This window comes from Streptomyces sp. NPDC055025 (genome assembly GCF_053608565.1).
The window spans coordinates 209,246-234,200 of sequence record NZ_JBSGVS010000001.1 but is presented as its reverse complement, the minus strand read 5'-3'; the positions used below and the strand labels follow the sequence as shown (position 1 = coordinate 234,200).

The following is a 24,955-nucleotide window of genomic DNA, read 5'->3' as shown; positions in this document are numbered from 1 at the left end:
GGCCGTGAACGGAGGCTGTCCCGGCACCCGCAGGCGTTGGGCACGACCGTAGCGCCTACCGGTGTGTACGGCGCGCGGGGACCGACGCGTCGAAGACGTCGACGGTGAACTCCGAGGCGCCACTGCCCACGAGATCGACATCACTGTAGCTGTGCAGCAGCGTATGGACTCTCACCCAACGCCCTTGGCCGCTTGCGTTCAGCGCCTCATTGAGCGCACTGCGGACGGGCCCGACACCTGAAGCCAGCTGCCGGCTCGTCCAGGTATGCAAGAGCTTCGCGCCGTCGGGAAGCGCCCACGTGCGGGGCTCGGCGCTGGCTGCTACGAAGACCTCGTCACTAAGCACTTGCACAACCCAATCGACACGGCCGTCGCTTCCGCGTTCGTTCGACATACGGATGCCGAGCCCGATCGTGTAGGCACTCTCGAGGTACTCCTCCAGCTCGTCGTCAATCTCACTGAAGTAGACGGCCGTGCGAACCACCTCGACCGGCCCGACCTCGGTGAAGGCTCCGAGCATGGGTGTGCACTTGGTTCTGAGGTAGTGGTGCGCAGCCATGCGCACCGGCTTCGGGAGGCGCGCCAGCGCCACGTCCAGAGCGGTTTCGTCCCGGTCGGCCAGGAAGCAGTTGAGCGCATCAACCACCTCTCCGGTCAGGTGGAGATCGTCCCCTCCCAGCGTGGTCACTGCCTCCAACTCGTCGCGAGATCCCCTGACAAGGGCGAACACCCTGCTCCGTCCCGGGCTGGTGTGCGCGATGAACGAATGGATCACGTTTTTCTCACATTACGTCTCAAAGCGGCGCCGGCACGCACGTGCCGTCTGCCGCCGGAAGCCAATGGGAAGCCTGCCCGCTCAACGTGTCGCCCGAGCTGCAAGCCCGTGCGCATGGTTTCGAAGACTGGTCGCTGTCAGGCCCGGCACACTTTGGTCCGGGCCCGCATGGCGAAAGCCAGGCTACCGGGCCGCGGGGCACGGTGACAACGCAGCACAAGGGGATACCGCCACAACGAAGGTTGGCCCCCTGGCAGTTGCCGGACGAGGTGTACTGACCCGCAGGGCTGTCGGCAAGCCTTTGATGTGGAGGGACAAGGACGCTCTGTCCTGCACGCCGTCGAGTCTCGCCCCGGAGATTCTCCGCACTGCCGTCCGCTACGAAGATCACGCCCCCTCGGGGAACGACGTGGCCCCAGCGCTATGCCACGCACGTTCCCCACGTCCCCGACGAAGGCGCACCGGCATCGCCCCGATGAACGGGACCTGGTCGAGCAGACGGACCGGGTGACGTCGCCGGGAGAAGCTGAAACGACCGGTATCCGACCTCGAGAAGGGACCGCGAGCCGCAGCGCCGTAAGGCGACGCCCGTAAAGGCTCGTTGCGACGTTCCCGACGAAGGCAGTCGTCTCCTCGGCAGAAGAAACGTGCTCGACTCCGGTGCAGATGACGTCACCGACACGCCTTGATGCCGGTGCTGGAGGCCCATCTCCATGGGCCTCCAGCACCGGCATCAGACCACCACCCCCACCCCATCCGGCATGGGCACATCAATCATCCGTGCCTACAACTCCCCCGCCTCAAAGGACTTACCCGCGAAGTTGCAACACCTCTCATTACAACTAACGCACACCAGGTCAGAAGCTTGATCAAGTTAGAGCCGGTCACATAGCCGCTGCTCAACAGCCCCCACGATTCCTACCCGTTGAACTGCAGCACCCCAGGTCAACGATCTCATGATGTGGCAACTAGACAGGTAACTGACACCTGCGATCGGTCATGGTCACGGCCATGGAGACCCGGTACTGCACCGATCCGGACCGAGCTTCCTTCATCATCGCTCTGGAGGCCGCACGCGACACCGTCGCCGTCATCACTGGCCCCATAGCGGGTCACAGCCCCGGCACCCAAGCCGACCTGGTCGGACACATCGGAACCCGGCTCTTGCAGACCATGCTCCCCAAACGTCGTCCCAGGACCTCCGCCCGCGTGGCAAAGCGCGGTATCTCCCGCTACCACACCTGGAATCAGGATCACCGGCCCCGCGACAGCAGCCCCATCACTGCCATCGACATCACCATCCGTGCCCCCGCTCTCCCAACGTCACTGGACCCGACTCGCAAGCCATCCAGTCCCTGGGAGCAGCTCTGCCAGATATTCACTGCGCGTGCCAACCAACCCATGCACGCTCGTGACCTGGCCGACCACATGGGACTCACTGTGCCTCGGGCCCGTAAGTGGGCGGTTCGTGAGTCTTTGAGTCGTTCTGTGGTCGCCTGATGGTGTGGGGTGGGGGCGAACCCGCGGGTCCGTGGTGCGGGGTCTGCTGGGGTTGGTGGGATGAGCGAACGCAAGCCATACCCCAGCGACTTATCGGACGAGCAGTGGTCGTTGATCGAGCCGGTGATCACCGCGTGGAAGGACCGGCACCGCTCGGTCAGCGGTCATCAGGGCACGTACGACATGCGGGAGATCGTGAACGCGATCCTCTACCAAGGGCGGACCGGCTGCCAGTGGGCCTACCTCCCGCACGACCTGCCGCAGAAGAGTGCGACGTCTACGTGGCCGTCGCGGTCACCGCCGACGGCCACCGCGAGATCCTCGGCCTGTGGGCCGGGAACGGCGGCGAGGGCGCCAAGTACTGGACCACCGTCCTGACCGAGATCAAGAACCGAGGCGTCCGCGACGTGCTCATGCTGGTCTGCGACGGGCTGAGCGCCCTGCCCGACGCGGTCAGCACCGTCTGGCCCCGGACTGTCGTGCAGATCTGCGTGGTCCATCTCATCCGCGCCAGCCTGCGCTACGCCTCCCGCCGCGACTGGGCCGAGGTCGCCCGCGACCTCAAGCCCGTCTACACCGCCGTCAACGAGGAAGAAGCCCGGCAACGGCTCGCCGACTTCGACGCCGCCTGGGGCAAACGCTACCCCTCGATCGCCGGCACCTGGCAGCGGGCCTGGAGCGAGTTCGTGCCCTTCCTCGGCCTGCCCGACGCGATCCGCCAGGTCGTCTACACCACCAACGCGATCGAGTCCCTCAACGCCCGCTACCGGCGGGCGGCCCAGGCGTGCGGGCACTTCCCCAACGAGCAGGCCGCCCTCAAAGCCTCTACCTGGCCACCCTCGCCCTCGACCCCACCGGACGCGGCCGCCAGCGCTGGAACAACCGCTGGAAGTCCGCCCTCAACGAGTTCGACGTCCTCTTCGACGGCCGCCTTACCGCCGGACGGGTGTAGGCCGAACAGCCCACCGAACAACTCGTAGGCCAAACAGACGAATCACACCTAATTCCTGATAGACCCCACGATGGGGGCCCGTGCGTTGTTGATGCTGGGGTGGCCCTGTGGCCTTCTGCAGCCGCGGGTTCCGCGACGGGCCGCATGGCTGTCCGGATCGCGTTGTCTGCCGCTTCGGGGCTGTGATCGTTGTGCTATTGGTCGGGCTGTCCATTGTCTGTGGCGCGCCGCAGGCAGTACGACGTGATGCCAGGGAGGCGTCATGGCACAGGAGTTGCAGGTCCTTCACTTGGACGCCAACGGGGTGCGCCGGAGCCTGCCGGCGGACCGGCTGGCAGGGGCAGCACTGGCGGAGCGGGGCGAAGTGTGGAAGCCAACGCGGCATCCCTCGCAGCGCAGCATTGTCACCTGGTGGTGGGCTGAGACCAACCGTCGGCTTGTGGGGTGCCGTTCGCTGGATCGGCTGGCGACTGCGATGCTGCTGGACTTCCATCCTGGTGTGGTCGATTTCGGTGCCTGGTCGGCGCAGTTGGTCTGGCGGGAGCGGGGGCGTGAGCGGCGTTTGGTGCCGGACTTCTTCGTGCGCACTGTTTCCGGGTCGACGGTGATGGTGGTCGCCCGGCCGGCGAAGGAGCCGGGCGAGCGGTTCGAGCGGCAGATGTCCGTGTGTCGCGAGGCGTGCGGACAGGCGGGCTGGGAACTGGCGACGCCGCAGTTGCCGAGCAGGACGGCGCTGGCGAATCTGCGGTGGGTGTCGCGGCGGCGGCATCCGCGCTTCAGTCATGCGGACGTCGAGTCGGCGCTGGCCGGCACGTTCGCGGAGCCGCGGCCGCTGGCGGAGGGTGTCAGGGGGTGCGGGGTGCCGCGCCTGCTGGCCTTGCCCCGCCTGTACCACATGCTGTGGAAGCGGCGCTTGGGCGTGGACTGGGCTGTGCCGCTGGGGCCTGGGTCACTGGTGGGGCCGATGGCCGTGGGCGAACCGCAGGCGATGGGCCGCCCGTTCGCGGCGGAGCAGCCGTGAACGGGCCGGTGCCCGTGGCGGAGCGGGCGTCGCTGAAGGTGCGCAGCGCGCCGCGTGGGGTGCTGGCGCGCGGGGACGAGGTGCGGTGGCGCGGGGGCCGGTATGTTGTGGCCGGTCTCGACGGAATGACGGTGGTGCTGAGCCCGGTGGGCGGCGGCGGGGTGCCGGCCGCCGTGCTGCTGTCGGTGCTGGCGGCGGCCGACGACTTCGCTGTCCTCGACGCGGCGGGGCATCCCTTGGTCCAGTCGGAGATGCCCGACTTCGCGGAGCTGGAGGGTGTGCCGGCCAGTGCTGCGGAAGCGGCTCGGCGGTGGCAGCGTGCAGTGATCGAGGTCGACACCGGGCTGCCGCTCGGGGCGGCGCCGGGTGCGCGGCCGCGGCCGGCATTCGATCCGGCGACGACGACGCTCATTGAGCGGTACCAGGCCAAGGCGGCCGAGCTGAGCGCGGTGCTGGGCGGGCCGGTGTCCTGGCAGACGGTGCAGGCCAAGCGGCTCGCCTACTGCAAGCGGCGCAGCGTGGTCGATCTCCTGGACGGGCGGAGCACGAAGCAGCGGCGGCTGTACGGGGCGACCGACGCGCTCGTGGTGGAGCAGCTTCTGGTGCTGGTCGACCGCCAGCGGCGACGGGTGGATGCGCCGTCGGACGCGCGGAAGCTGTTCAAGTCGCTGCGGCGGGTGATGCGTGCCGCGCACGGGGAGAGGGTCAAGGTCCCGAAGGAGCCGACCCTGTACAAGCTGCTGGGACGGCTGGGCATCGATGCCAGGGACTGGGATTCTTCCCGGGGTGCGCGTGCGGCAGGAGCGCGGATGGGGCCGCCGTTCTCGGTGACGAAGGCGACGATGCCGGGCGAGCTGGTCCAGATCGACTCGACCGATCTGGATGTGTGGGTGCTGGGGGACGACGGCCAGCCCGCCCGGGTTGAGCTGACGCTCGCGATCTGTGTGGCGACACGCAGCATCATCGCCGCGGTGCTGCGGCCCAAGCAGCCGGGCCGGCGGGGCAGGCGGCGGACGGTCGGCCAGGGCGGCCTGGTGTCGGCTCCACGCGCCAAGGGGCGGGCGACGAAGGCGGTGGACGCCTGCGAATTGCTGGCGCAGGCTCTGGTCCCGGCGCCGATGCGGCCCGGGTACGACGCGGCCGTCCACGCCAGCTTCTCCGACCTGCCGTATGAGGAACTGGTCGCCGTCGACCCCCGGTTCGCGCATGCCGCGGCCCGGCCGGTGATCATTCCCGACCTGGTCGTCATTGACCACGGCACGGTGTTCGCCGGGCGGATTTTCTTCGACGCCTGCGAGTATCTGGGTATCTCGGTGCGGCCGGCCCGCAAGCGCACCGGCCAGGACAAGGCGGTCGTGGAGCGGAGCTTCGGGTCGGTCAAGTCGAAGTTCAGCCAGCACGTGAACAGTTACACCGGTCGGGATCCGGTGCGGGTTCGGCGGACCGTGGACGGCGAGCAGCTGTGGACGCTTGCCGAACTCGACGCCCTGCTTCAGCAGTGGATCGCCCTGGAGTGGCAGAACACGCCTCACCCGGAGCTCGCCGACCCCTATGAGGCATATCTGCCTCATTTGACGCCGAACCAGATGTACGCGGCATGCGTGGCGGTGGAGGGCTATCTGCCGATCCCGCTGACCCGCGAGGACTATCTGCGGCTGCTGCCGACGGCGTGGGTCGGGGTGAGCGAGCAGGGCATCCGCCTGCACAACCGCACCTACGACCACCCCTCCCGGGATCCGCGCAAGGGGCTGAACCCCTACCGGCGGACGCGTTCGGACCTGCGCGGTAAGAGGAAGGGGCGCTGGGAGGTCCGGTACACCCCCAACGACCTGTCCCGGGTGTGGCTGCGTGATCACAACACCAACCACTGGGTGGAGGCCACATGGGTGCACAGCCATGTGATCGGGGCGCCGTTCACACAGTTCCTGTGGGACATCGCCGTCTCCCAGCATCTGGAGCGCGGCGGGCGCACTGAGGACGAGGAGGCCATCGCGCACGCTCTGGCCGAGTTGCTGGAGCGGGCCGAACGAGGGCCTGAGCAGGTTCGGCGGGTGCTGGTGCCGGACGGCTACACGCCGCTGCCCGAACCGGCTCCGCAGCGGGAGTTCGACCCGTACGCGGAGCGTGGTCCCATCGACTGGTCGAAGGTTCCCGTGGGCGTCCCGGACCCGGACAGTGATCCTCTCGGTCTGGACGACACCGGTCTGTACGGCGGGCCGGATGGCAGCGAGGGGCCGGAGATCGACTGGGGGCAGCATGCGATGGCGCCGGATCCCGCACTCGACGCTTGGGCGCGTGCCGGCGGGGCGGGAGGCGAGGAGGGAAGTCTCAAAGAGCGCTACCAGCAGATCTTCGCTGAGTTCGATCAGGTTCAGGATGCTGTTGCTGACGACGCCCCGTGAGGTGGCGGAAGGGGCTGCACGGATGGAGAGGGGAACATCGTGAAGATGGAGCTGACGGTCGAGGAGGAGCGGCTGCTGCGCGACACCGGCGCGGCCGGGCCGTTGCTGCTGGCGCCGCCGACACCGTTGTGGCCGCTGGACTGTTATGCGTGGAGGGCGCTCGCCGAGTCGTCGTTGCACGCCCCGAAGCTGGAGGACAGTGCCCCGGAGGGGACGAAGGTCGGCAGTCTGGACCCGCGGCTGCTGTTCCACGGACACCTGCGCACGGTCAGCACCCCTGCGATCACCAAGGCGCAGCTGCTCGTGGCCGAGCAGATCATGGCCAACCAGCAGCGCCGGTTCGGCAAGGCCGGAATCATCCTGGACGGGCCGCGCGGGACAGGTAAGAGCACACTGCTGCAGGCGATCGGAGTGCACTGGGAGCGGCGGCTGTCGTCGCTGTACGGGCCGGACGAGAACAGGATCCCGGTCATTGCGTTGAGCGTGCCCCCGCCGACACGCGGCAGCATGCGCAACTGGGCCGGCGCGTTCGCACGGTTCCTGGGCCAGGAGCGGGAGAGCGGGGATCCCACCGAGTCGGTGATCCGGGCCATGCGCAACGCGCGGACGCTCCTGGTCCTCATCGACGGCATCGAGCGGCTGCGCACAGCAGCGGACGCGGAGCTGGCCTTCCAATACCTGGACATGATCAGCGAGGAGACCGGGGCGACGTTCGTCTACTGCGGGCGTGGCGCCCAGTTCATCGTCGACCCCCTCACCCGGGACAACGGCACCAAGCTCGATGACACGGAGCAGCTGCGGGGCGACCACATGGTGCTGCGTACGAGCCGGATGGGATTCAGCCCCGAGGAATCGATCGTCTTCGCGCGGGTCATCGACCTGTTCGATGCGGAGCTGGTGCTGTATGGGCACCAGAAGCACGATCTGCGGAAGGTGGCCGAGTACCTGCACACGCGCAGCCGCGGCTACATGCGGTCGCTGTCCCAGTTGATCTGCCAGGCCGCGCAGACCGCGATCCGCTCGGGCGAGGAGCGCATCACGCTGGAGGTGCTGGAGAAGGTGTCGCTCGGCCGTGTCGTGAATCTGTGACCGGCAAGCCGGGCGGGCACGGTGTGGCGGTCTCTGGTGTGGACCGGTGCTCTCGCATACGGCCCGGTGGCGTCACGTCGGCGGCAGGCCGGGGCGGCGGGCTCGGAGGGCGGGGTTCCAGACCATGCGCAGCGCTTCGAGGGCGGAGCGTTGTTCTGGGGTGAGGGCTTCCGGGTGCTTGCGGCACTGGTGGATCCACTGTCCCAGAGCGAAGGCGGGGGTGTCCGTGTAGCGGGGCGGGGCGGGTTCCGTGTGGCGGCGGGGGACGTCGAGGTGGCCTTCGCGGTCGAGGAACTCTGCGGCGTGTGCGAGGCCCGCGTAGAAGGCGTGGCGTTCGGGGTTGTAGCCGCGGTTGAAGAACAGGATGTAGGCCATGGGCGGGATGCCCAGGCTGATCAGCAGTTCCTGCTGGCGGGGCTGGAGTTGGAAGAACTTCACCCGCTGGGCGAGGACCCAGTTCACGGTGGCGTAGTTCCCTGGTCGAGGGATGGTGGAGCGCATGACGGGCGTCCAGCCGGTGGCGGTGATGAGCGTTCTGGCGCGGATGTAGCAGCGTTGCCAGTCCGTCGAAGGGCAGTTCCAGTCCGGGTCGATCGCCTCGAGCGCGTGACGGTGCTCGGGCGAGAGCCGTCCGGTCTTGGCTTTGTGGCGCTGGGTCGCCAGCCAGGAGCCGACCGGATGGCCGCCCCGTTTCTCCTTGACGGGAACGCCGAGGTCGCCGAATTCGGCCGCCTGGGCTCGGGCGTGTTCGAGCATGGACTGAAAACTGCGGGTCGATGTCGCCCACACCATGTCCAGTGCGTCCAGGGCGTGCTTGTGCTCGGCGGGCAGGCGGCCCAGGAGGTGGCGAAGCCGGAGGTTGGTCACGCACTCGCCCAGGGCGAAGCCGTCGGGGTCGGTGTAGTGCGTGGGGACGTCGAGGTGTCCGAAGGAGGTGTGGTAGCGGTGGGCGGAGGTGTGGGACTGCTCCCAGGTGCCGATTGCCGGCACGGTGATCTCCAGGCCGAGTGCGCGGGCGAGTTGCGCGGCCTGTTCGGGGCGGGCGTAGTAGGTGTCGCGGGCGAGGGCCGTGCGGCTTTCCCTGCGGGCGGGCAGGGCGATGCGGTCCATGAAGGAGCTGTCGTGGGCGCGCAGGGCCTGCAGGAGGGTGAGGAGGTTCGCGAAGGCGGAGCCTTTCAGCAGGTTGTCGGGGTCCAGGCCGTGGCGGAGGTAGACGGGGATGACCAGGGTGGTCTTCTTGCCCGCGCCGGGTGGCTGGCGCAGGCCGCGGCCGATGGCCTGGATGGCGTCGATGACGCTGTAGCGGGGAGCGGTGAAGACGACGGAGTCGACGTCGGGCATGTCGACTCCCTCGTTCAGGACCCGCACGTTGGACAGCACCGCGCACGCGCGGTCGGGGTCGGGGTCGGCGAAGTCCTCCAGGAGGTCCCGGCGCCATTCGCCGGGCTGTTCGCCATGGATGACCCGGGACCACAGGTCCTTGATACCCAGTTGTTCGCCGGTTTCCTTCGCGGTGGTCGGCAGGGATGCGGCGAAGGCTTCCGCGATGGCGATGCGGTTGTGGAAGACCAGGGTGCGGCGCAGCCCGTGTTCGGCGATCGCGCGCAGGACCGCGACCTGGATGGCGCCGTTGCGCACGCCGTCGTGGTGGGCGGTGTTGCCGGGGCGGCGGTCGGCGAGGATGTTGTGCAGGTCGGTGTCGTCCACGACGGGCATCACGACCTGGTAGTCGGCCAGGAGGCCCCGCTCGATGGCCTCGGCCATACCCAGTTCGAACACGGTCGGGCCGAAGATCTCACGGTGGTCCATGGTGGCGAGGGGAGCGCGCTCCATGAGCGGGTGAAGCTCGGTGGGGGCCGACGCGGCCCAGACCCGTGGCGTCGCGGTCATGTAGAGGCGGGTCTTGGCGGGGATGGCTGCGTCGTCGTGGATGGTGCCCCAGCCGTCGCCGAACGCGGAGCACGTGCGGTGGGCCTCGTCGATGATCACGAGGTCCCAGGGCGGCAGCCCGTACAGCTCGTGGGCGTCGCGGATGTGGTGGAGGGAGCCGTAGGTCGAGAACACGGTGACCGGGCCGGCCGTGCGGACGGTACGGGCGATGGTGCGGGGGCTGCGGCGGCACAGCACCGCCTCTGTTCTGGCCAGGCCGCTCTCTTTCTGGCCGAGGGAGCACATGGCGAGCGCCGGTCCCGTCCGGCCTGCCTCACGCCAGCGTCGGACGGTCTGGGTCACCAGTGCCTTGGTCGGCATCAGCACCAGCACGGTGCCTTGCGGTGCCAGGTGCTGCGCGGCCTGCTGGGCGACCAGCGTCTTGCCCGTGCCGCATGCCGAGACGACTGTCATCCGTTTTTCACCGGCTGCCGCTGCGGCCTTAATCGCGGCCAAGGCCGCGAGTTGGTGCTCCCGCAGTTCCATGGGCGCCCCGTCCCCTTCTCGGGGCGGCGCCCCTTGCATCGGATCGCGCGGAATGTACTGGCCGACCGGAGATGCCTCGAAGATTTTCGGCCAAGAACACCGCCGCACCGGCGAGAGGGGGCCGTCAGCCCGCACAGATTGACGGCCGCCGGATATACACGGGCTTGCCCGTCCCGGTGTGAGAAGCGGATGCCGTGCCGGAGAAAGACATCACCCTGATACAGAGGTCCAGTGAAAGGGGCATGTGAGAGTGGTTCGTACGGGAGTCGCCGTGGCCGGCCGGCCGCGGCGGAAGAGGTCCTGGCGTCCGGCACAGCGGCTGGCGCTGTCGGTGCGGTTCATCGGCGGGGAGTCGAACGGCTCCTACATCCGGCGCCTGGCGGATGCCAACGGCATCCCCGACCAGGAGTTCTGGCCCATGTTCGGCACACCGCTGCGGAAGGACGGCGTACCGGACAATCCGCGCTACCGCGAGGGGTATCTCAATGCGGCCGCGCTGGACCGGCTCGCCGTGATGACAGGCCGCACGGTCACCGAACTGCAGTCCGCCCTGCCGAACCTGCGCACGAAACGGCTGCTGACCGCAGCGGGCGGACCGGCATGGGACTGGCCCTGGGACACCCGCGGCTGCTTCCTGGTAAGGATGTGCGAGATGTGCGCCCGTATCAAGGGCACGGCGTGGGACTCCTACCTGGCCGCCGACGCGACGTGGCAGGTCTGCGCCGCACACGGGCGGTGGCTGGACAACCGGCGTAACCCCGAAGCCGCGGCCATCGCGCTGTCAGCCGTGCCCGAGGTCGCGAACGCCCACCGCCTGCGGGTGCTGCTGGAGCGCCGGTTGGGCGCGGGCGGGCGGGCCATGTTCGCCGACGCCTACGCCATCACATCGTGCTGGTGGAACATCCCCGTGCTCAACGCCCCGGTATGGCGCACCCGCAGACGGGCACTGGGCAGCGCGGGCCGCGACGAGCTGCGCGTCGCACCACTGGTGTTCTACCCGGAGGCCGTACACCTCGCGTACCGTCTGGCCGCGCGCGAGCGGCAGTGCCAGCGCCGCACGCTTGCCCAGGGCGCGGACCGGGCGTGGCTGGAGAAGATGGCGGTGCTGCTGAAGGAGTGGGGCATCCCCGTGACGGAGGGCCTGGTCGTGGTCGAGGAATGGATGGTGCGACATCCCCCGGCGTCTCCTGGGCCTTTGGGCCGAGCCGGGCTTGAGGAGAGAGAGGACGACGCGGAGCGTCCTGCCCGCGGCCGCTACCGGCGTCTGCCCCTGCCCTCCCCTCACACCGGCCTGGCACAGGATGAGAAGTCGACGTTCGCGGACCACTCCTGTCTGCACTGGCGGCTGGGCGACCTCATCACCACTCAGCTGCAGCCAGCGCCACGCGGCTGGTCCTTGGGCGGCCGCGCCTGACCACTCCCGGACGGTTCACTACGCGTCCCGGACGACGAAGCCGTAGTAGCCGATCACATCACGCAGATGCTTCTGGGTCACACTGTGTAGGCGAACAGCCCAGCTGCGGGCGGTTTCCACGTCGGGCAGTCCACCGACCGAGAAGTGGACGGGCCCGGTGCTCCCCCACGCAGCCTCGCCCGTGCGGACTGCTTCCCCGATCATCATTTGCAGTTCAAAGGCCGTTTCGCCGTGCACCACGACCAGCTTGGTGGTGGAGGTGTCGACCCGCGCGCTCCACCCGTCGGCGCGCTCCAGGACGAAGGCGGTCGGTGTTTTGCCCCGGCGGGCCTTCCGGTAGGTGGCGGCCAACGCGTGGGGGCGGCCGGTGAGATCTGCGACAGTATCCGGCTGGCCGGCTCCCGCCCGCGTCCGGCTCCGGCGTGCCTGTGGGGAAGGTGACTCGCCGGGGGTTTGGCCGAACTCGGCAGCACGGCGGGCCAGTTCAAGAAGCGCGTTCAGAGCGCTGCGTTCGATGGGGTACAGGGTCGCCAGGGTCGCGAGGCGCTCATGGAACCAGGCTCCCAGCGGGAAGGAGCCGGCGGGACCGCTCCTACTTCCCCTCCACGTGACCTGGTGGCCCGCGGGGATGTCCAGGTGACCTTGCTCTGCGAGAAAACGGGCCGCGAAGGGCAGCCCCAGGATGAAATCGTTCCTGCGGCCGACGCCCCGTGCAGGCCGCAGCAGGATCTCGGTGTCAGGTTGCGCTCCGATCTGCAGGAGCAGGTCCTGCTGCTCAGGCGTCAGGCGGAAGAACTCTCTCTCCTGCTTCTCCAGCCAGTGGGCGGCGGCACGGTCGTGCTGCGAACGTGCACGCGTGGCCAGGTTCCAGATCTGGCCCCGGCCGGGATAACGGGCCTTGGCCAGGGCGTAGTAGGACTGCCAGGCGGGCGCCCACGGCGGGTTCCACCACCGGTCGATCCGGTCCAGGGCCCTTTGCACCTCGACGTCCAGGGTCCCGGCGCCGGCGCGGGTGCGGCAGGTACCCAGCCATTTACCCAACGCGTATCCGCCGACCACGGTGGTGGTGGGGACGCCGAGGTGCCCGTGCGTACGGGCGAACAGGCGGGCGTGGTCGAGCATGCCCTGGAGCTGGGTGGGCGGCGTCCAGCTCATGCCGAGGTGTTCCAGCGCGGTGCGGCGCTCGGCGGGCAGGGCGCCCAGCAGGTGGTGAAGCCGCTGGCCGGCCGTCCATCGGCCCAGGCCGAAACCGTCCTCGTCGGTGTAGTCGAGGGGGACGTTCAGGTTGCTGAAGGAGCGGTGGTAGCCGGTGGCGGAGTTCAGCCCCTCGGTCCAGGTCCCGGCGGCGGGGATGAGTACCTTCAGGCCCAGGACTCGGGCGAGTTGGGTAGCGCGTTCGGGCTCGCTGTAGAGCAGGTCGCGGGTGATCAGGGAGTTGTGGCGGGTCGGCGGAGGCAGGGTGACACGGTCCATGAACGACTCGTCATGCGAGCGCAGCGCCTGCAGGATCGCGATCAGGGCAGCGAAGTCGGAGCTTTCGAGGATGTCGGCGCCGTCGCCGGTCTCCGGCAGGTAGACGGGAACCAGCAAGGTGGTGCGCTTGCCCGCGCCCGGGCTCTGGCGCAGCCCACGGGCGACTCCCTGGACGGCGTCGATGGTGCTGTAACGGGGTGCGGCAAAGACGACCGCGTCCAGGTCGGGCAGGTCGACGCCCTCGTTGAGGATGCGGGCGTTCGACAGGACCGCGACGTCCTGCCCGGGGTCGTCGAAAGCGGCGAGCAGGGACCGGGTCTCGGTGTCGTCCTGCTCGCCGTAGACGGCGTGCGACCACAGGTGATCGCGGCGCAGTGGATCGTGGACCTTGGCGGCGGTCCGCGGCAGGGTGCAGGCGAACCCGGTGGCGGCTTCGACACGGTTGTGGAAGGCCAGGATCCGGCGCAGCTTGCGCTCGTGAATGGCACGCACGACGGCGACCTGAACAGCGGCATTGCGCAGGCCGTCGTGGTGCGCGCTGCCGGCGGGATGGGGGTCGTTGAGGATGCTGAGCAGATCCTGGTCCTGGTTGTCGACGACAACGACCACAACCTGGTAATCGGCGACGATGCCGCGCTCGATGGCGTCGGCCAGACCCAGGCGGTAGACGGTGGGGCCGAAGACCTCTTCGTGCTCCATCGTCGCCAAGGGCGGGCGGTCCTCGGTGTCGAGGAGGCCGGCGTCGGCGCGGGCGGCCCAGATTCTCGGCGTGGCAGTCATATAGAGACGAGTGGCCGCAGGTATCAGGGTGTCGTCATGGACGGTGCCCCAGCCCTCGCCGAACGCGGAGCACGTGCGGTGGGCCTCGTCGGCGATCAGCAGGTCCCAGGGGTCCAGGCCACTGGAATGCGCGGCCGTCAGGTGATGGAGGGAGGCGTAGGTCGCCACCACCACCGCCGGCCCGGGCGCCCCCGCCACCTGGGCCGCAATAGTGGCCGGATCGCTGGTCATGGCCAGTTCCCCACGCGACAGGCCGCTGTCGTCCTGGGACAGGGAGCACACACCGATCAACAGGCCCCCGTACCCGGCCTCGCGCCACTTGCGGGCGGTCTGCACCACCAGCGCCTTCGTCGGCACCAGCACCAACGTCGCGCCCCGGGGCGCGAGTTCGGCACAGGCACGCTGCGCGACGAGGGTCTTACCGCTGCCACTGGCGGCCACCACCGTCATCCGCGGCCGCCCCTCCCCCGCGGCCGCCCGGATCGCTGCCAGGGCCTCTTGCTGGTGGGGACGTAACCGCATCGCGCTCCTTCACACGGGTGGCCGTGCCGTGCGTCGAAGGCTGAGGTACCGCAGGAGCATGGCCGGGCAGGAAAAGGCTATAACCCCCGGGCTGCTGCAGGTCACCGGTTCGCGGACAGCACACGACCCCCGCTCCGAGTAAGGCGGTCACGCTCCCCGTCGCCTGCGCGAAACCCAACTCGGCTACCACCTCGCGGCACACCGGCCGCGCGAGAGCGCCTCTCATCTGCGCCGGACCCTCGAAAGCGCACAATGGGTACGGGCGGCCGGCCGGTGGCACCACCGCGACATCGCCGACGCGAACCGCCACTTGGCCGAGGACCGGCGTCAAGTGGCGGGCTCTGCCTGTGGACCATCCGTCCTGGCAGACCGTCTGCTACCGCACCAGGCCCGTGGCCTGTCCACACTCCTGCACCGAATCGCCGACGGCAGCAAGCCGGGCTGGGAGAAGGCCATACGGGTCGTCACGGCCGCCGCGGGCCCAGGCTCCCGAAGTGGAGCGAGGGCCCGCACCTGGGTGGTGCGGGCCCTCGCCGTTCGGGGCAAAGGGCCCCTGGGCGCACAGGCACTCCCTTCGCCGACCCTCTGGTCAGTGCCGGTTGATGGTGACCTGAATCCCCAGCACCCCGAGAAGGGCGAGGCCGACCAGAGGGAAGCCGCCGAAGAAGAGGGTGAGCCCGCCTCCCACGCAGAGGACCTTGAAGATGAACTCGCACCAGTTCAAGGCGTTCCCGGAACCTCGCCCGCGTCCGGAGCCGTCCGGCTCGTGACCTGCCTGATTTGCTGCTGTACGGTCGATTGACACCTAGGAGTACCTCATTCCTGTTGTGGCACAGGCACCAGGGCAGTTCTGCTTCCCGGCTCGCTGCCCTGGTCCTGCGGTCTCCCGCCGCGTTCTCGGGCGAGGACACCATGGTGCAGCCGACTTGACATCCGTTCAGGTATCCTGACGAACGGATTGATCCGCATGTGTCAGTACTCAGATTCCGACAGACCGGTAACAGGAAAGTAGAGACATGAGTCGCAGCACATACGGATCAATCCGTAGGGGATAAAACGTCGAGAAACTTGGGGCATGTAATGGGGGACGGCAAGGTCGAGGTCCGCAAGGATCAGTTGGCGGACCTGCTGAAGGGGGACCTCCCGGACGCGATCAAGAAGGCTCGCGAGCTCCACCAGCGTGGCGGCCCGGAAGTGGTGAGGATCAGACAGTCCTTCATCCGGCTGGAGAAGTTCGCCGGGCTGGTCGAAGACGAGCGGAAGCCGTTGCCGAGGTCCGAGCGCCCGCTCTCCGCACAGATGATCTCGCCGAGAGGCCTGACACTGAAGCTGTACCTTCTGATGCTCTTTGCCGCACAGTGCGAGACCACGGCCGGCAAGGAGTGGCCTGCCCCCTACCCGATCGAGCCGACGGCGGAACAGACCGACTCCTGGCGGGGCCTGGTGGCAACCATCGCGAGGTACGCCGGTCCCGGGGTCCAGGCGGCCTCGGTCCGGACGAACAAGGTCAGGCAGATCGCCGAAGCCATGAAGACGCTGGAGAAGATGGGCCTCCTCGCGTCGGCAACGGGCACCAAGGGCCAAGTTCGCCAGGGCGTCCTCCTGCTGTGCGAGAACGGCAAGAGCAAGAGCGCCGGCGCCGCGAACATCCCGTACACCGTCCCCACCGACAACGAGCCGTTCGTGGAGATCCCCGTCGGGTTCTTCACGAACGGCTGGGTCCACGTACTGACGACCAGTGAGATCGCAGCCCTGCTCATGTGGTTCGACGTGATCAAGTTCAATCCTTCGCTCCGCATTCTTGGTGATGGGTCGACCGTCACGGAAGGCTTCGTTCTCAGCGACATCCGGCACGGCCTCTACGGACTCGGCCGCGACGCGTACGAAACGCACCAGCCACTGGACGCCTTCGGGCTCCTGGACGTGCTCCGCCACTCCAAGCGGCACAACGACGGAAAGTGGCAGAACTTCAAGGACGACAGCAGCGAGATGGTCGCTCACCGAGTCATCCTGCAGACCGCGGCATTCGGGAGAGAAGCCGGCCAGGCCGTTTTCCCAGTACTCCACCGCCGTCACACCCTCGGAGAGTGGCGCCGCCCTCTCCGGTAGGGGAAACCGGCCCTGCGCCAGGGCGCCGCCCGCACCGAGACCCACGCCGAACACCGGACCACGTCAGCCCTCGGGAACGAACGCACCGCACCCCCCTCCGGTCGACACGGCGAAGGGCCCGGCCGGACAGCCGGGGCCCTTCGTCACCCGCAGAGCACACGAGTACTCGCCTGCCTCCTGGCGCGTGTGCGCAAGCAGGAACGCGCAGCCGAGACGCCGTCACCGCATGTCTGCACGACCCTCCGAACGCCCCACAGAACAGGGGTCTCAAAGCCGTAAACCACGCAAGACAGATGGTGTCAGATAAAACGCATTTGCCTACCCGTGCCATCGGTCACTATCAAGCTAGTTATCCCTCTAGTTGCAACATTATTTGGCTAACTACAGCACCGCAGGTCAAGTGCCTTGCCTGTCAGCGTAGTTGATCAAGAAATACATACCACCCCAGCTCAGCGGCAGAACCAAGATTTTCTCTGCCAACTCTAAGCACTGCACGTCAGAGCCATCTGGATGTCGTAACTAGAGAGAGGACTGACACGCAGGCGGGGCGTCCCCGGGCCCCAGGTCGTGCGGTCCGGATGCTCGGAGCGCCGGGCCTGGGTGACGGCGAGCTGAACCGTGCGGTCGCCCGACCGGTCGGCGGCGAGGGTGGGGAAGGGAATCATGGCCCCCATTCTTTCGCGGCTCAGGGCATCTCCGGTGTCCCTTCCCGGAGCTCTGCCGGTCGGTCACCAGTGGTGCGCGCTGTACGAACGGCTGGACCGGCTCCAGGACGCCGCGCCCGTCCTGGAGACGACCGCCAGCGTCTCCCCCTGATCGTCGCCTCGCGCTGCCCCCCGTCGGCTCCGGGCGACCGCCATGAAGCCCGCGGCGGCCGCCTGCACCAGCGGCCTGCCGGGGGCTTCTCGCTGTCAGCGGCGGCCACGGCCGGCCTTTTCCGGTGCGGACGCCAGCGAGCGACCACACCAGGTGTGCAAGATGGGCGTGTTGAGCACGACCATCAGCAGAGGAAGCGTGGGAGGGGACCGGATGCCGACCGGAGTGGCTGTCGCATGCGATGACAATGAGTGTCTCGCGGTCTACCTGAGGGTGGGGACCGGCGACGACGAAGACGCACGGTCCGCCTCCGAGGTCTCGCAGATGACGCGCGACGCCGCCCAGGGCGACGGGTGGGTGGTCAGCTTCGGCTTCCGCCAGCCCGTGATGACGTGTCCAGGCTGCGCGGACGGCCGTGGCCCGGTCCGCGAACGCGGGGAGTGCCGGCGGTGCATGGGCCGCGTCGGTGAAGGGTCCAAGTGCGTGTACTGCCTGCACCATGCGGAGCCCGCGCAGGCCGGGGAGGGCTGAGCGCGCCCGCCACAGACCGGTGGCGGGCGTGGCGCGGCTGTCGTGGCGTCGTTGAACAGCGTGACGCCGTAGCGCCGGGCCCCGGGGATGTCTTCTCCCCCGGGGCCCGTGGCGTGTCCGGGCCCGTGTCAGCAGGCGCCAGTGGCCCGCCCGAGGGCTTCGGTGTCGGTGAGGGTCAGCACCTGCGTCTGGCGAACGGTGCCGTCGCCCTGGACGACGTGGACGCGGCCTCGGTTCAGGCGCCCGTGCTCCTTGGGGACGGGGCCGGCCGCCGGAGCGCACCTGCGCCAGGTGCCGGTGGAAACCCGCCCGAGGATGATGGTGTCGAACTGCTCGCGGCCTTCCGGCCCCAGGACGCTGAGGCTGGGGTCGCTGTCGAAGAGCACGTTCATACGGACCGTGGTGCCGGCGAACAGGACGTCCGTCAGCGCGGTGAACGCCGGGGACACCCTCGGGTCACCCGGCTTGCGGACCGTCTCCCAGTGGCGGGCGAGCCTGCGCAGGGTGGAGTCGCCGTACTCGAACACGATGACCAGGCACGGCAGTCCGACGCCGCTGCCGTGGCGGTCGGCGACGTCGAGGCGGCGCCGGAGCTCGGTGGCGAGGCCGACCAAGGCGTCATGGATGTCGCCGACATCGTCGCGGTACGTCACCGTCGGCAGCTGGTCGCCCCGACCATGGCGGTCCGGGTCCGGGGTCAGGCGGGTGTGACGGTCGCGGTGTACGGGGCCTCCGCCGACGGCGGTGTCTCCGTTCAGGTGCTGGTGACCCGCCAGCCGTCCGTCAGCTTCAGTGCGGACCTGACCCGAGCTGACTTGACCGGCGCAAGGCTGTACTCCGCGAACCTGCTTGACGCGGACCTGACCGGCGCGAATCTGTCTGGAGCAGATCTCTCCAGCGTGCAGAACCTGACAAGGGAGCAGGTCGACTCCACCCGTACCGACAAAACAACGAAACTGACTCCCGGGCTCTGACACGTAACCCCGGGACGCACCAGTCCCGGGCAGGGTGCTCCGCAGGCTTCACGGCTAAGGCGCCCGCTCCACCGCCGGGCCGTGACAACGCACCCGACGACGGCCGGGCGACGGGCAGCGCTCCGCGTCCGCTCCCGGACGGACGAGGACGAATCCCGCGATCGGCCGTTTCCGGCGGCAGTAGTCCCCTACTCTTCATGAATCTCGAAGGGGGTGACCACATGGGCAAAAACCAGTGTGCTGTTGATGACGCGGGATGGGGCGTACGCGAGGACGCGGACGTCGGCTGGGGTCTGACCGGCACTATGCGCTGACGCCTAAACAGCGGGGCCGGACAGGACGATTCACACGACTCCTGTCCGGCCCCGCTTCCATGTTGTCAGCCGACCGCCCGCGATCCGGTCCAGTACGCCAGGTCACCCGCACGGATGCGGCACGACCACCACCGACCGCGCGGGGTGCGGGCCGAGATGGTCTGGCGGGCCCGGCCTGGAGAAGCCGGGCCCGCCGTGCTCAGCGTGCCTTCGGCAGCGTGGCCCTGGCGGGGCAGCGGGAGCGTCTTGAGCTGGCGGGGTGTGGCCAGACGGAGCTGGGCGAGGGTGAGCAGGACCTCGCCGCGGATGTCCGCGCCTGCCTTCGCCGCCGTCTCCCGGGTGGAGACGCGGTCGCGGAACCGAGCGAGCGGCAACGTAGAGCACCGGCTTCGTTAGCGTCGCGTCGTGGCCGCCGGACCCGGGCGGGAGAGGACCTCTACCCCCCTGCTTGCCCGCGCCTACCGGCGACGCCCGAACAGTCCGCGGCCCTTCTTCGCGTCCGCTTCGGCCGCCTCCTTTACCACGGCCTCCTCTGCCTCGCGGCGCGCAGCACGCTCAGCCTGCGCACGGTCGGCGGACTCCTTCGAGCACGGCCCGCACAGCCAGTCCCACTCGCCGGGCCACGAAAACCCCTTGGTCTCCTGCCAGCGTTCGTCGGTGAACTTGGTGCCGCACTGCGTGCACACCGGCCGCTGCGCCTCCCGATGCGCGGCCTCGCGCTCCGCCTGGCGCCGGCGGGCCTCCCCGAGCTGAACCTTGTACAGCCGGTCGCCGTCCGGGTTGTCCAGGGCCTCGGACAGCGTCTGCCACTCATCGTGCCCAAGCCTGCGCCACACCGGACCCGCAGCCCCGGCCGGGTCGGCGGTGATCCGCTCCAGCTCGGTGACAACCACAGGCACCGCCCGGTGGTAGTCGACGGCCGTGAACGCCTCACCCCGGTGACGGGTGCCGCCGAAGTAGGCGCGGGCGGCCTGCTCCAGACGCCGCATCCGGCTCTCGCGCTGCGCGGCGGTCTTCCCGGTGAACACGAACGCCACCGGCACGTACCCCTCCCGGCCGGTCGCCGGATAGATCCGCGACCACAGCCGGAACGCGTGCACCGACGCACCCCCGCGGCGGGCCGCCTTCTCCTTGGTCGCGTCGGTCTTTGGCGCCAGGAGTTCGAACCAGTCGGTGTAGCGGCGCAGCTTCGCCGTCAGTTCGTCGACGGGCTCACTGACGCGGTCGACGTCCAGGAGCATCGCGGGCACCCCGGCGTCCGGCGCGCGCATCGTCAGGTCGGCGTACTGGGTATAGCCGTATGGGAGCTTGTGGGCAATCTCGGTCTGCCAGGACAGCGGGATCCCGAACCCGGCCCCGGTGAGCACGGCGGCGGTCATCGTGACGGCGGCCGCGTGTTCGTCGAAGCCCTCGCCGGTGACCGGCTCACCGTCGTCGTCGAACTCGAGCTTGCGAAGCGCGGAGACCCGGACGTTCCCCGGCAGCAGCTGCCTGGCTTCCTTGTGGCCTCGCTCGGTGAGTACCCACAGCTGGTGTCCTGATTCCAGCCGCGTCTCCACTCGGGCCTTTCCGCCGCCCTTGAGGGCGTTGAGGGTGTCCCTCGTGATCCGGTCGTGCGAGTCGCCGGGACGCAGCATCCGCCACAGGTGTTCAGCGGGAGCCCTCTGGAAGACCCCGAGAGCCTTCAGCACTTCCTTCTTCCTGGTGTGGGTCGGCTTCCATGTCTGCTTCAAAGGCACAGAAGGGTTGTCGAACGCGTCGACAGCTCTGTTCCGCCGGGGCTGACCTGCGGATATGCGCCTGGCGGGCGAAGTGGCCGTGGAGGGGGTGATGGAGGGGCCCGTGGAGGGGGTCTGCGGGACCTGGTCCACGTCGTCCACGGAGGTCGGTCCAGAGATTTCGCGCGGCTTGCGGGCGGGGCCGGGCATGAGATCGGCGGGCACGGTGTCCTCGGTTCCTCCGGTCTGATGGCCGGGACGGTGAGCGTCCGGCCCGTACGCCGATGTGCGCGCGGGCCGGGGCCACCGTGCGGAACCACCCCTGGTCCGCAGCCTGACGATCAACCCAACCGGCCTCCGCTTTTGCCGGGTTGAGCCCCTTGCCCTGCGGATCTGTCCGTGACCGACGTCACGGAAGAAGGCGAACGGGCGGCCGACCGCTGAGCCGGGCAGGGAGGGTCGCCTACGCGATCGGCATGGAGCCCCAGCGCTCATCGGGAGGGAAGGGCTGATGTCCGTCACGGACGTGTGGGTGGGACTGCACAGCGAAGCCCTGGGCGTGCGGATGGTGCAGGCCGACACCATCGAGCAGGTGTGGTGGGACGTGAAGCAGCCCGCGTTCCTGACCGTTGCTCTCCGGAGCGGGCAGGAGGTCCGCCAAGACGTGCGGGCCGGATTCCCGACCGACGACATCGAGGAGGACGAAGCCGCGGACCTCTGCACGACGCTGGTGGAGCGCATCGCCGAAGCCGCCGACATGGGCGATTCCCGCATGGTGTGGATGGCCCGTGACGAGGGCACCAAGGGCGTCGCTTGGAACCGTGGGTCCATGCTCAACCGCAGCGCCCGCTGACGAACGAACATACGCTCCGGGCCCGATCCTCCAGTGGGAGGGCCGGGCCCGGCTGTTTACCGTGGGGCCGTGACGCCGCCCTCTGATGACGCGACCAAGCCGGTGCCAGTGCGCGTCGTGCTGCCCGCCGACCCGGTGCTCGGGCACCCGGAGCAGAAAGTCCTCGCGCGGCTGTGGAAGCGGCGCCAGACGGAAACCGGCTGGGTCTACCTCGTGGGCCTGCCGTCGTACAGAGATCGTGAGGACGGCGGGGTGGAGGCGGCGGAGTACCGGGTGTGGGTCCGGGCTCCCGACCATGTGCGGCCGGTCGACGGCGTCGACTACGACCAGGTCGCCACCGAGCGCCTGGAGCCAATGCCCGCCTCGGTCGTCCGCGAGGTCCTCGGGGAGCGCCGGCCTTCGGGCTGGGTCCTGGCGAAGGTGCGCGACGGGCGGGGCCCGGCCCGGGGTGTGCTGCACGCGCCGGACTGTGAAGAGGCGCCTGCGGGTGGGCCGCTGCTCGGTGTGGAGCAGGCGCTGAACGTCGCGGAAAACCCGGGGACGCGGCTATGCACGCTGTGCGGGTGCGCTCAGGAGCTGACACCTCTGCTGCGCGGCTTCGACCACATCACCGACTCCGCCCCCGACAACTCCTGACCCCTCGCCGCACCGTCGGCGGCCCTGGCGCCCTCACCCGCCGCCCGGGACCTGACCCACCACCTCCTTCCTTGTTCTTCCTGCTGTGGGGCGTCGTCCGGGGGCGTAGAGGGGATGTCAGAGGCCCGACCACGCCCGCCCGGTGGGGGTGACCTGCACGGATGCGGCGGCGTCGGCGAGGCTCGCGCAAGAGATGCCGCTGGAGAAGACGCAAGGGTTGGCGCAGGAGATGCCGCCGCGCGGCGGACCGGAGCGCGGTTCGAACAGCAGTACCTTTGCACCGTGGCAGCCTCGTACGACTTCCCCCAGGACCTGACCGACGCGCAGGACGAACTCCGTCAGGTCCGCGCTGAACTGCAGACCCTCTACCAGCGGGTGCCGTGGTCGGCCGAACCACTGGACGCCTGGGAGACCCACGAGAACGCCTGGCGGCCGTCGTCCCGACCCGCCTCCCCCGGCTGGGACCCCTAGGACGCGACGGAGATCGCCCGGCTACGGAAGCGGGAGCTCGAACTCGCCGGAACGATCGTCACGCACGCGTACTGGAGCGAGTTCGCCCCGGCCAACGTCCTCGCGGCCCGTACCGCGCTCAAGCACCACCACGAGCAGCAGATGGCCGACGCTTCCAGCTAGCCGCCGACCACTTCCCCGGCCGCCGCACTGTCGGTGGCCCCGGCGCGGCGGCCCCGGCCGGCGCGCAACGCCAGCGAGCGCGCCCCGATCCCCGGCAGCGTCCGCGCCGCCCATCCCACCCTCCCACTCCTCAACTCCTGCCAGGGCATGGGCGAAGGGGGTCGCAACGGGGATGTCAGCGGCCCGACCACGCCGTACGCCTGTGGTGACCTGGGCGGACTCCAGGACGCTGTGAGGGCCTGCGCAACATCCACCACAACACCTAGCGCAACCCGGGGCCTTGTGTAGCGGAGCGGCTGGCGGGCGGGCTGGTCACCGCATCGTCCGCGACCTACTCGGTCGGGTGAAGACGCCAGGGTCGGAGAACTTCTGTGGGTTGCGGCGCGTAGTGCCAGGCATGAGGGAGATCACTGACGCGCACGTGGCAGAGCCGGGCCTGGCCGCGGTGGAGGTCGCGGCGGCCGATGGTGAAACCGCGCTCGCGGTCCAGGAGCTGCTCGCCGCGCGGTGCGCGGTCGCACCGGCGGACCGTACGACCCGGGAACCGGGCGAGCCCGGTGTACGGCTGCGCTGCTTCCTGGACTTGCGCCAGGAGCCCGGCTTGTAGCGCTGCGGGCTCCGGCCGCGTCCCGCTGACCTGCCATGGTCGGGGTTGGCGGCGCCGTGGTCGGTCTGGTCATCGGTGGGGGCGGTCGTCCAAGGGGGCGATGAGCGAGCTCCGACCCGGTGACATTACTGACGAGATGCGCCAAGCCGTGGACACGGCCCGGCGGCAGGGACTGCAAAAGGACCTGCGCACCCTCGCGGCCAACATCCGCGCCGACGCCGAAGGCCGGTACACTGGCGCGGAGCCGGGGTGGCAGGCCGGAGTCGAGTGGACGCTGCTGTGGATCGAGAACACCGCCAGTCAGCTGACCGAGGGCAGGCCGTCGTAAGCCGGTGGTGCGAGCGGGCAGCGCGCTGACCTGCCGTGGTCGGGGCTGTGGTCAGGGCGTGTCGCCGGAGTAGTAGAAGCGGCAGCTCACACCCGGGCCCGTTGAGCGGGGCTCACCGGGGCGCGGGTCGTACAGCGACCGCCCGCCGGGGAACTGCCCGAGCTCGGTGGACAGGGCCACCCCGTCGTCGACTTCCACGGTCCGCCATCCGTGGAAGTCCAGCAGCAGGCCGTCAAGCGGTCCTCCGACCAGTTCGGCGTAGGTCCGGTGCGGGAGCGGGCCGGGGTTGGGGTCGTCGTGGTCGTGGCCGTAGACGCGGCCGTTGTGCAGCTGCTCGTCACCATTCATCCGACCAGCCTTCCAGCCGCCACCGACAACGTGGGTCCCGCGCCGACCCCAGCGGTGGAAGGGGCCTCTTCCCCACGGCTATCGCGCGGGAAAGTCGTCGTCGCAAGAAGGCCCACTTCCCCAGAACACGCAGTTCCGGCAGTACGTGTCGGGTAACCTCCGGGCAGAGTGCGCTGAGCTTGGGGGTGGGCGTTGAGATTCACGATCGACACCGAATCCGATTCGTACGAGGACGCAATGCGTACCGTGCGCGCGGCCTATGGAAAGCCGCAGCCCGAGCCAGGTGGGCGGCCGGAGGTGTTGCCAGAGAATGTGGTGTGGAAGCCGCCCGGCCGGTACGACTACCCGGCCTGGACTGAGGAGATGCTGCGGTCCTGGGTGAAGTCGCTACACACCGTGGAGGAACTGGACGTGGTGTGGCGGGTGTGCGCGGAGCCCGGCCCACCCGGCGTCCGGGGGCAAGTCATCGCGGAGTACCTCTCCCCGCATCTGACCGGCAAGCCGGCCCTCACGGCCCTGGGCGTCGTCAGCCGACGGATGAACACGGCCGCCCGCGAGCTGTGGGCCCGGCAGACGCCCTTCGTGATCGACGAAGTGAAGCGCACCCGCACCGTCGACCGGTCGGTGGCCGCGATCCTCCTCGCCGCCCTCGCCGACCACCCCTTGTGGCTCCGGATGCGCCACCACAGCAACCCTCCCGCACTCGGCTCACCACACTCCTGAGCCCAGTCGTCTCCTGCTGGGC

General features: G+C 69.2%; 21 protein-coding genes and 2 pseudogenes. 15 read left to right on the top strand and 8 right to left on the bottom strand.

What is annotated here, in order from left to right; genetic code table 11:
* Positions 1-55: 55 nt before the first annotated feature.
* Positions 56-730, bottom strand: coding sequence for a hypothetical protein (locus tag ACWGDX_RS00955; RefSeq protein ID WP_453620866.1), 675 nt, complete (start codon positions 728-730; stop codon positions 56-58).
* Positions 731-2,335: 1,605 nt separating this feature from the next.
* On the opposite strand from ACWGDX_RS00955, the pseudogene ACWGDX_RS00950 reads away from it, so the two are divergent.
* From ACWGDX_RS00950 to ACWGDX_RS00930, 5 genes and pseudogenes are all read left to right on the top strand, one after another.
* A pseudogene (locus ACWGDX_RS00950) lies at positions 2,336-2,551 on the top strand (transposase); the annotation flags it as partial.
* Positions 2,551-3,227 (top strand): annotated as a pseudogene (locus ACWGDX_RS00945) (IS256 family transposase); the annotation flags it as partial. The pseudogenes ACWGDX_RS00950 and ACWGDX_RS00945, both read left to right, overlap by 1 nt.
* Before the next feature lie 262 nt (positions 3,228-3,489).
* Positions 3,490-4,248, top strand: a complete 759-nt coding sequence (locus ACWGDX_RS00940) for a TnsA-like heteromeric transposase endonuclease subunit (RefSeq protein ID WP_453620864.1) — start codon at positions 3,490-3,492, stop codon at positions 4,246-4,248.
* Positions 4,245-6,650: an integrase gene (locus tag ACWGDX_RS00935; protein ID WP_453620862.1), complete on the top strand. Its 2,406-nt coding sequence runs from the start codon at positions 4,245-4,247 to the stop codon at positions 6,648-6,650. The genes ACWGDX_RS00940 and ACWGDX_RS00935 overlap by 4 nt, the downstream gene beginning before the upstream one ends.
* 45 nt (positions 6,651-6,695) lie before the next feature.
* The gene (locus ACWGDX_RS00930; protein ID WP_453621018.1) at positions 6,696-7,739 is read left to right on the top strand and encodes an ATP-binding protein; all 1,044 of its coding nucleotides are present in this window, start codon (positions 6,696-6,698) and stop codon (positions 7,737-7,739) included.
* Positions 7,740-7,811: 72 nt separating this feature from the next.
* On the opposite strand, the gene ACWGDX_RS00925 is transcribed toward ACWGDX_RS00930, so the two are convergent.
* The gene (locus tag ACWGDX_RS00925; RefSeq protein ID WP_453620860.1) at positions 7,812-10,154 is read right to left on the bottom strand and encodes a Helicase associated domain protein; all 2,343 of its coding nucleotides are present in this window, start codon (positions 10,152-10,154) and stop codon (positions 7,812-7,814) included.
* Positions 10,155-10,404: 250 nt separating this feature from the next.
* Between ACWGDX_RS00925 and ACWGDX_RS00920 the strand changes: the two genes are divergently transcribed.
* Positions 10,405-11,568 carry a hypothetical protein gene (locus tag ACWGDX_RS00920; protein ID WP_453620858.1) on the top strand — a complete coding sequence of 388 codons (1,164 nt, stop codon included), beginning with the start codon at positions 10,405-10,407 and terminating at the stop codon, positions 11,566-11,568.
* An 18-nt stretch (positions 11,569-11,586) separates the two neighbouring features.
* On the opposite strand, the gene ACWGDX_RS00915 is transcribed toward ACWGDX_RS00920, so the two are convergent.
* Positions 11,587-14,343 carry a Helicase associated domain protein gene (locus tag ACWGDX_RS00915; protein ID WP_453620856.1) on the bottom strand — a complete coding sequence of 919 codons (2,757 nt, stop codon included), beginning with the start codon at positions 14,341-14,343 and terminating at the stop codon, positions 11,587-11,589.
* Between the two features lie 589 nt (positions 14,344-14,932).
* Entirely contained in the window at positions 14,933-15,067 is a 135-nt protein-coding gene (locus ACWGDX_RS00910; RefSeq protein ID WP_453620854.1) for a hypothetical protein, read from the bottom strand.
* A 356-nt stretch (positions 15,068-15,423) separates the two neighbouring features.
* On the opposite strand from ACWGDX_RS00910, the gene ACWGDX_RS00905 reads away from it, so the two are divergent.
* On the top strand, positions 15,424-16,452 hold the full coding sequence (locus ACWGDX_RS00905; protein ID WP_453620852.1) for a hypothetical protein: 1,029 nt from the start codon (positions 15,424-15,426) through the stop codon (positions 16,450-16,452).
* A gap of 663 nt (positions 16,453-17,115) precedes the next feature.
* A complete protein-coding gene (locus ACWGDX_RS00900; RefSeq protein WP_453620850.1) occupies positions 17,116-17,268 on the top strand; it encodes a hypothetical protein in 153 nt (50 codons plus the stop codon).
* A gap of 659 nt (positions 17,269-17,927) precedes the next feature.
* Here ACWGDX_RS00900 and ACWGDX_RS00895 read toward each other — a convergent pair.
* Positions 17,928-18,452 (bottom strand): hypothetical protein, encoded by a 525-nt coding sequence (locus tag ACWGDX_RS00895; protein WP_453620848.1) that lies wholly within the window; start codon positions 18,450-18,452, stop codon positions 17,928-17,930.
* Here ACWGDX_RS00895 and ACWGDX_RS00890 point away from each other — a divergent pair.
* Positions 18,420-18,773: a pentapeptide repeat-containing protein gene (locus ACWGDX_RS00890; protein ID WP_453620846.1), complete on the top strand. Its 354-nt coding sequence runs from the start codon at positions 18,420-18,422 to the stop codon at positions 18,771-18,773. The two genes, ACWGDX_RS00895 and ACWGDX_RS00890, sit on opposite strands and share 33 nt — an antisense overlap.
* Before the next feature lie 379 nt (positions 18,774-19,152).
* On the opposite strand, the gene ACWGDX_RS00885 is transcribed toward ACWGDX_RS00890, so the two are convergent.
* Positions 19,153-19,461, bottom strand: coding sequence for a hypothetical protein (locus ACWGDX_RS00885; protein WP_453620844.1), 309 nt, complete (start codon positions 19,459-19,461; stop codon positions 19,153-19,155).
* 84 nt (positions 19,462-19,545) lie between these two features.
* Positions 19,546-21,030, bottom strand: a complete 1,485-nt coding sequence (locus ACWGDX_RS00880) for a replication-relaxation family protein (RefSeq protein ID WP_453620842.1) — start codon at positions 21,028-21,030, stop codon at positions 19,546-19,548.
* A gap of 286 nt (positions 21,031-21,316) precedes the next feature.
* Between ACWGDX_RS00880 and ACWGDX_RS00875 the strand changes: the two genes are divergently transcribed.
* The 5 genes from ACWGDX_RS00875 to ACWGDX_RS00855 all read left to right on the top strand — a co-directional run bounded on the left by ACWGDX_RS00875 (position 21,317) and on the right by ACWGDX_RS00855 (position 23,862).
* A complete protein-coding gene (locus tag ACWGDX_RS00875) occupies positions 21,317-21,658 on the top strand; it encodes a hypothetical protein (RefSeq protein ID WP_453620840.1) in 342 nt (113 codons plus the stop codon).
* Positions 21,659-21,727: 69 nt separating this feature from the next.
* Entirely contained in the window at positions 21,728-22,294 is a 567-nt protein-coding gene (locus ACWGDX_RS00870) for a DUF6233 domain-containing protein (protein WP_453620838.1), read from the top strand.
* Between the two features lie 282 nt (positions 22,295-22,576).
* The gene (locus ACWGDX_RS00865) at positions 22,577-22,765 is read left to right on the top strand and encodes a hypothetical protein (RefSeq protein ID WP_453620836.1); all 189 of its coding nucleotides are present in this window, start codon (positions 22,577-22,579) and stop codon (positions 22,763-22,765) included.
* A 559-nt stretch (positions 22,766-23,324) separates the two neighbouring features.
* Positions 23,325-23,534: a DUF6207 family protein gene (locus ACWGDX_RS00860; RefSeq protein ID WP_453620834.1), complete on the top strand. Its 210-nt coding sequence runs from the start codon at positions 23,325-23,327 to the stop codon at positions 23,532-23,534.
* Positions 23,535-23,634: 100 nt separating this feature from the next.
* Entirely contained in the window at positions 23,635-23,862 is a 228-nt protein-coding gene (locus ACWGDX_RS00855; protein WP_351413975.1) for a hypothetical protein, read from the top strand.
* Positions 23,863-23,913: 51 nt separating this feature from the next.
* On the opposite strand, the gene ACWGDX_RS00850 is transcribed toward ACWGDX_RS00855, so the two are convergent.
* The gene (locus tag ACWGDX_RS00850; RefSeq protein ID WP_453620832.1) at positions 23,914-24,210 is read right to left on the bottom strand and encodes a hypothetical protein; all 297 of its coding nucleotides are present in this window, start codon (positions 24,208-24,210) and stop codon (positions 23,914-23,916) included.
* 297 nt (positions 24,211-24,507) lie between these two features.
* On the opposite strand from ACWGDX_RS00850, the gene ACWGDX_RS00845 reads away from it, so the two are divergent.
* On the top strand, positions 24,508-24,933 hold the full coding sequence (locus tag ACWGDX_RS00845; RefSeq protein ID WP_453620830.1) for a hypothetical protein: 426 nt from the start codon (positions 24,508-24,510) through the stop codon (positions 24,931-24,933).
* Positions 24,934-24,955 lie beyond the last annotated feature (22 nt).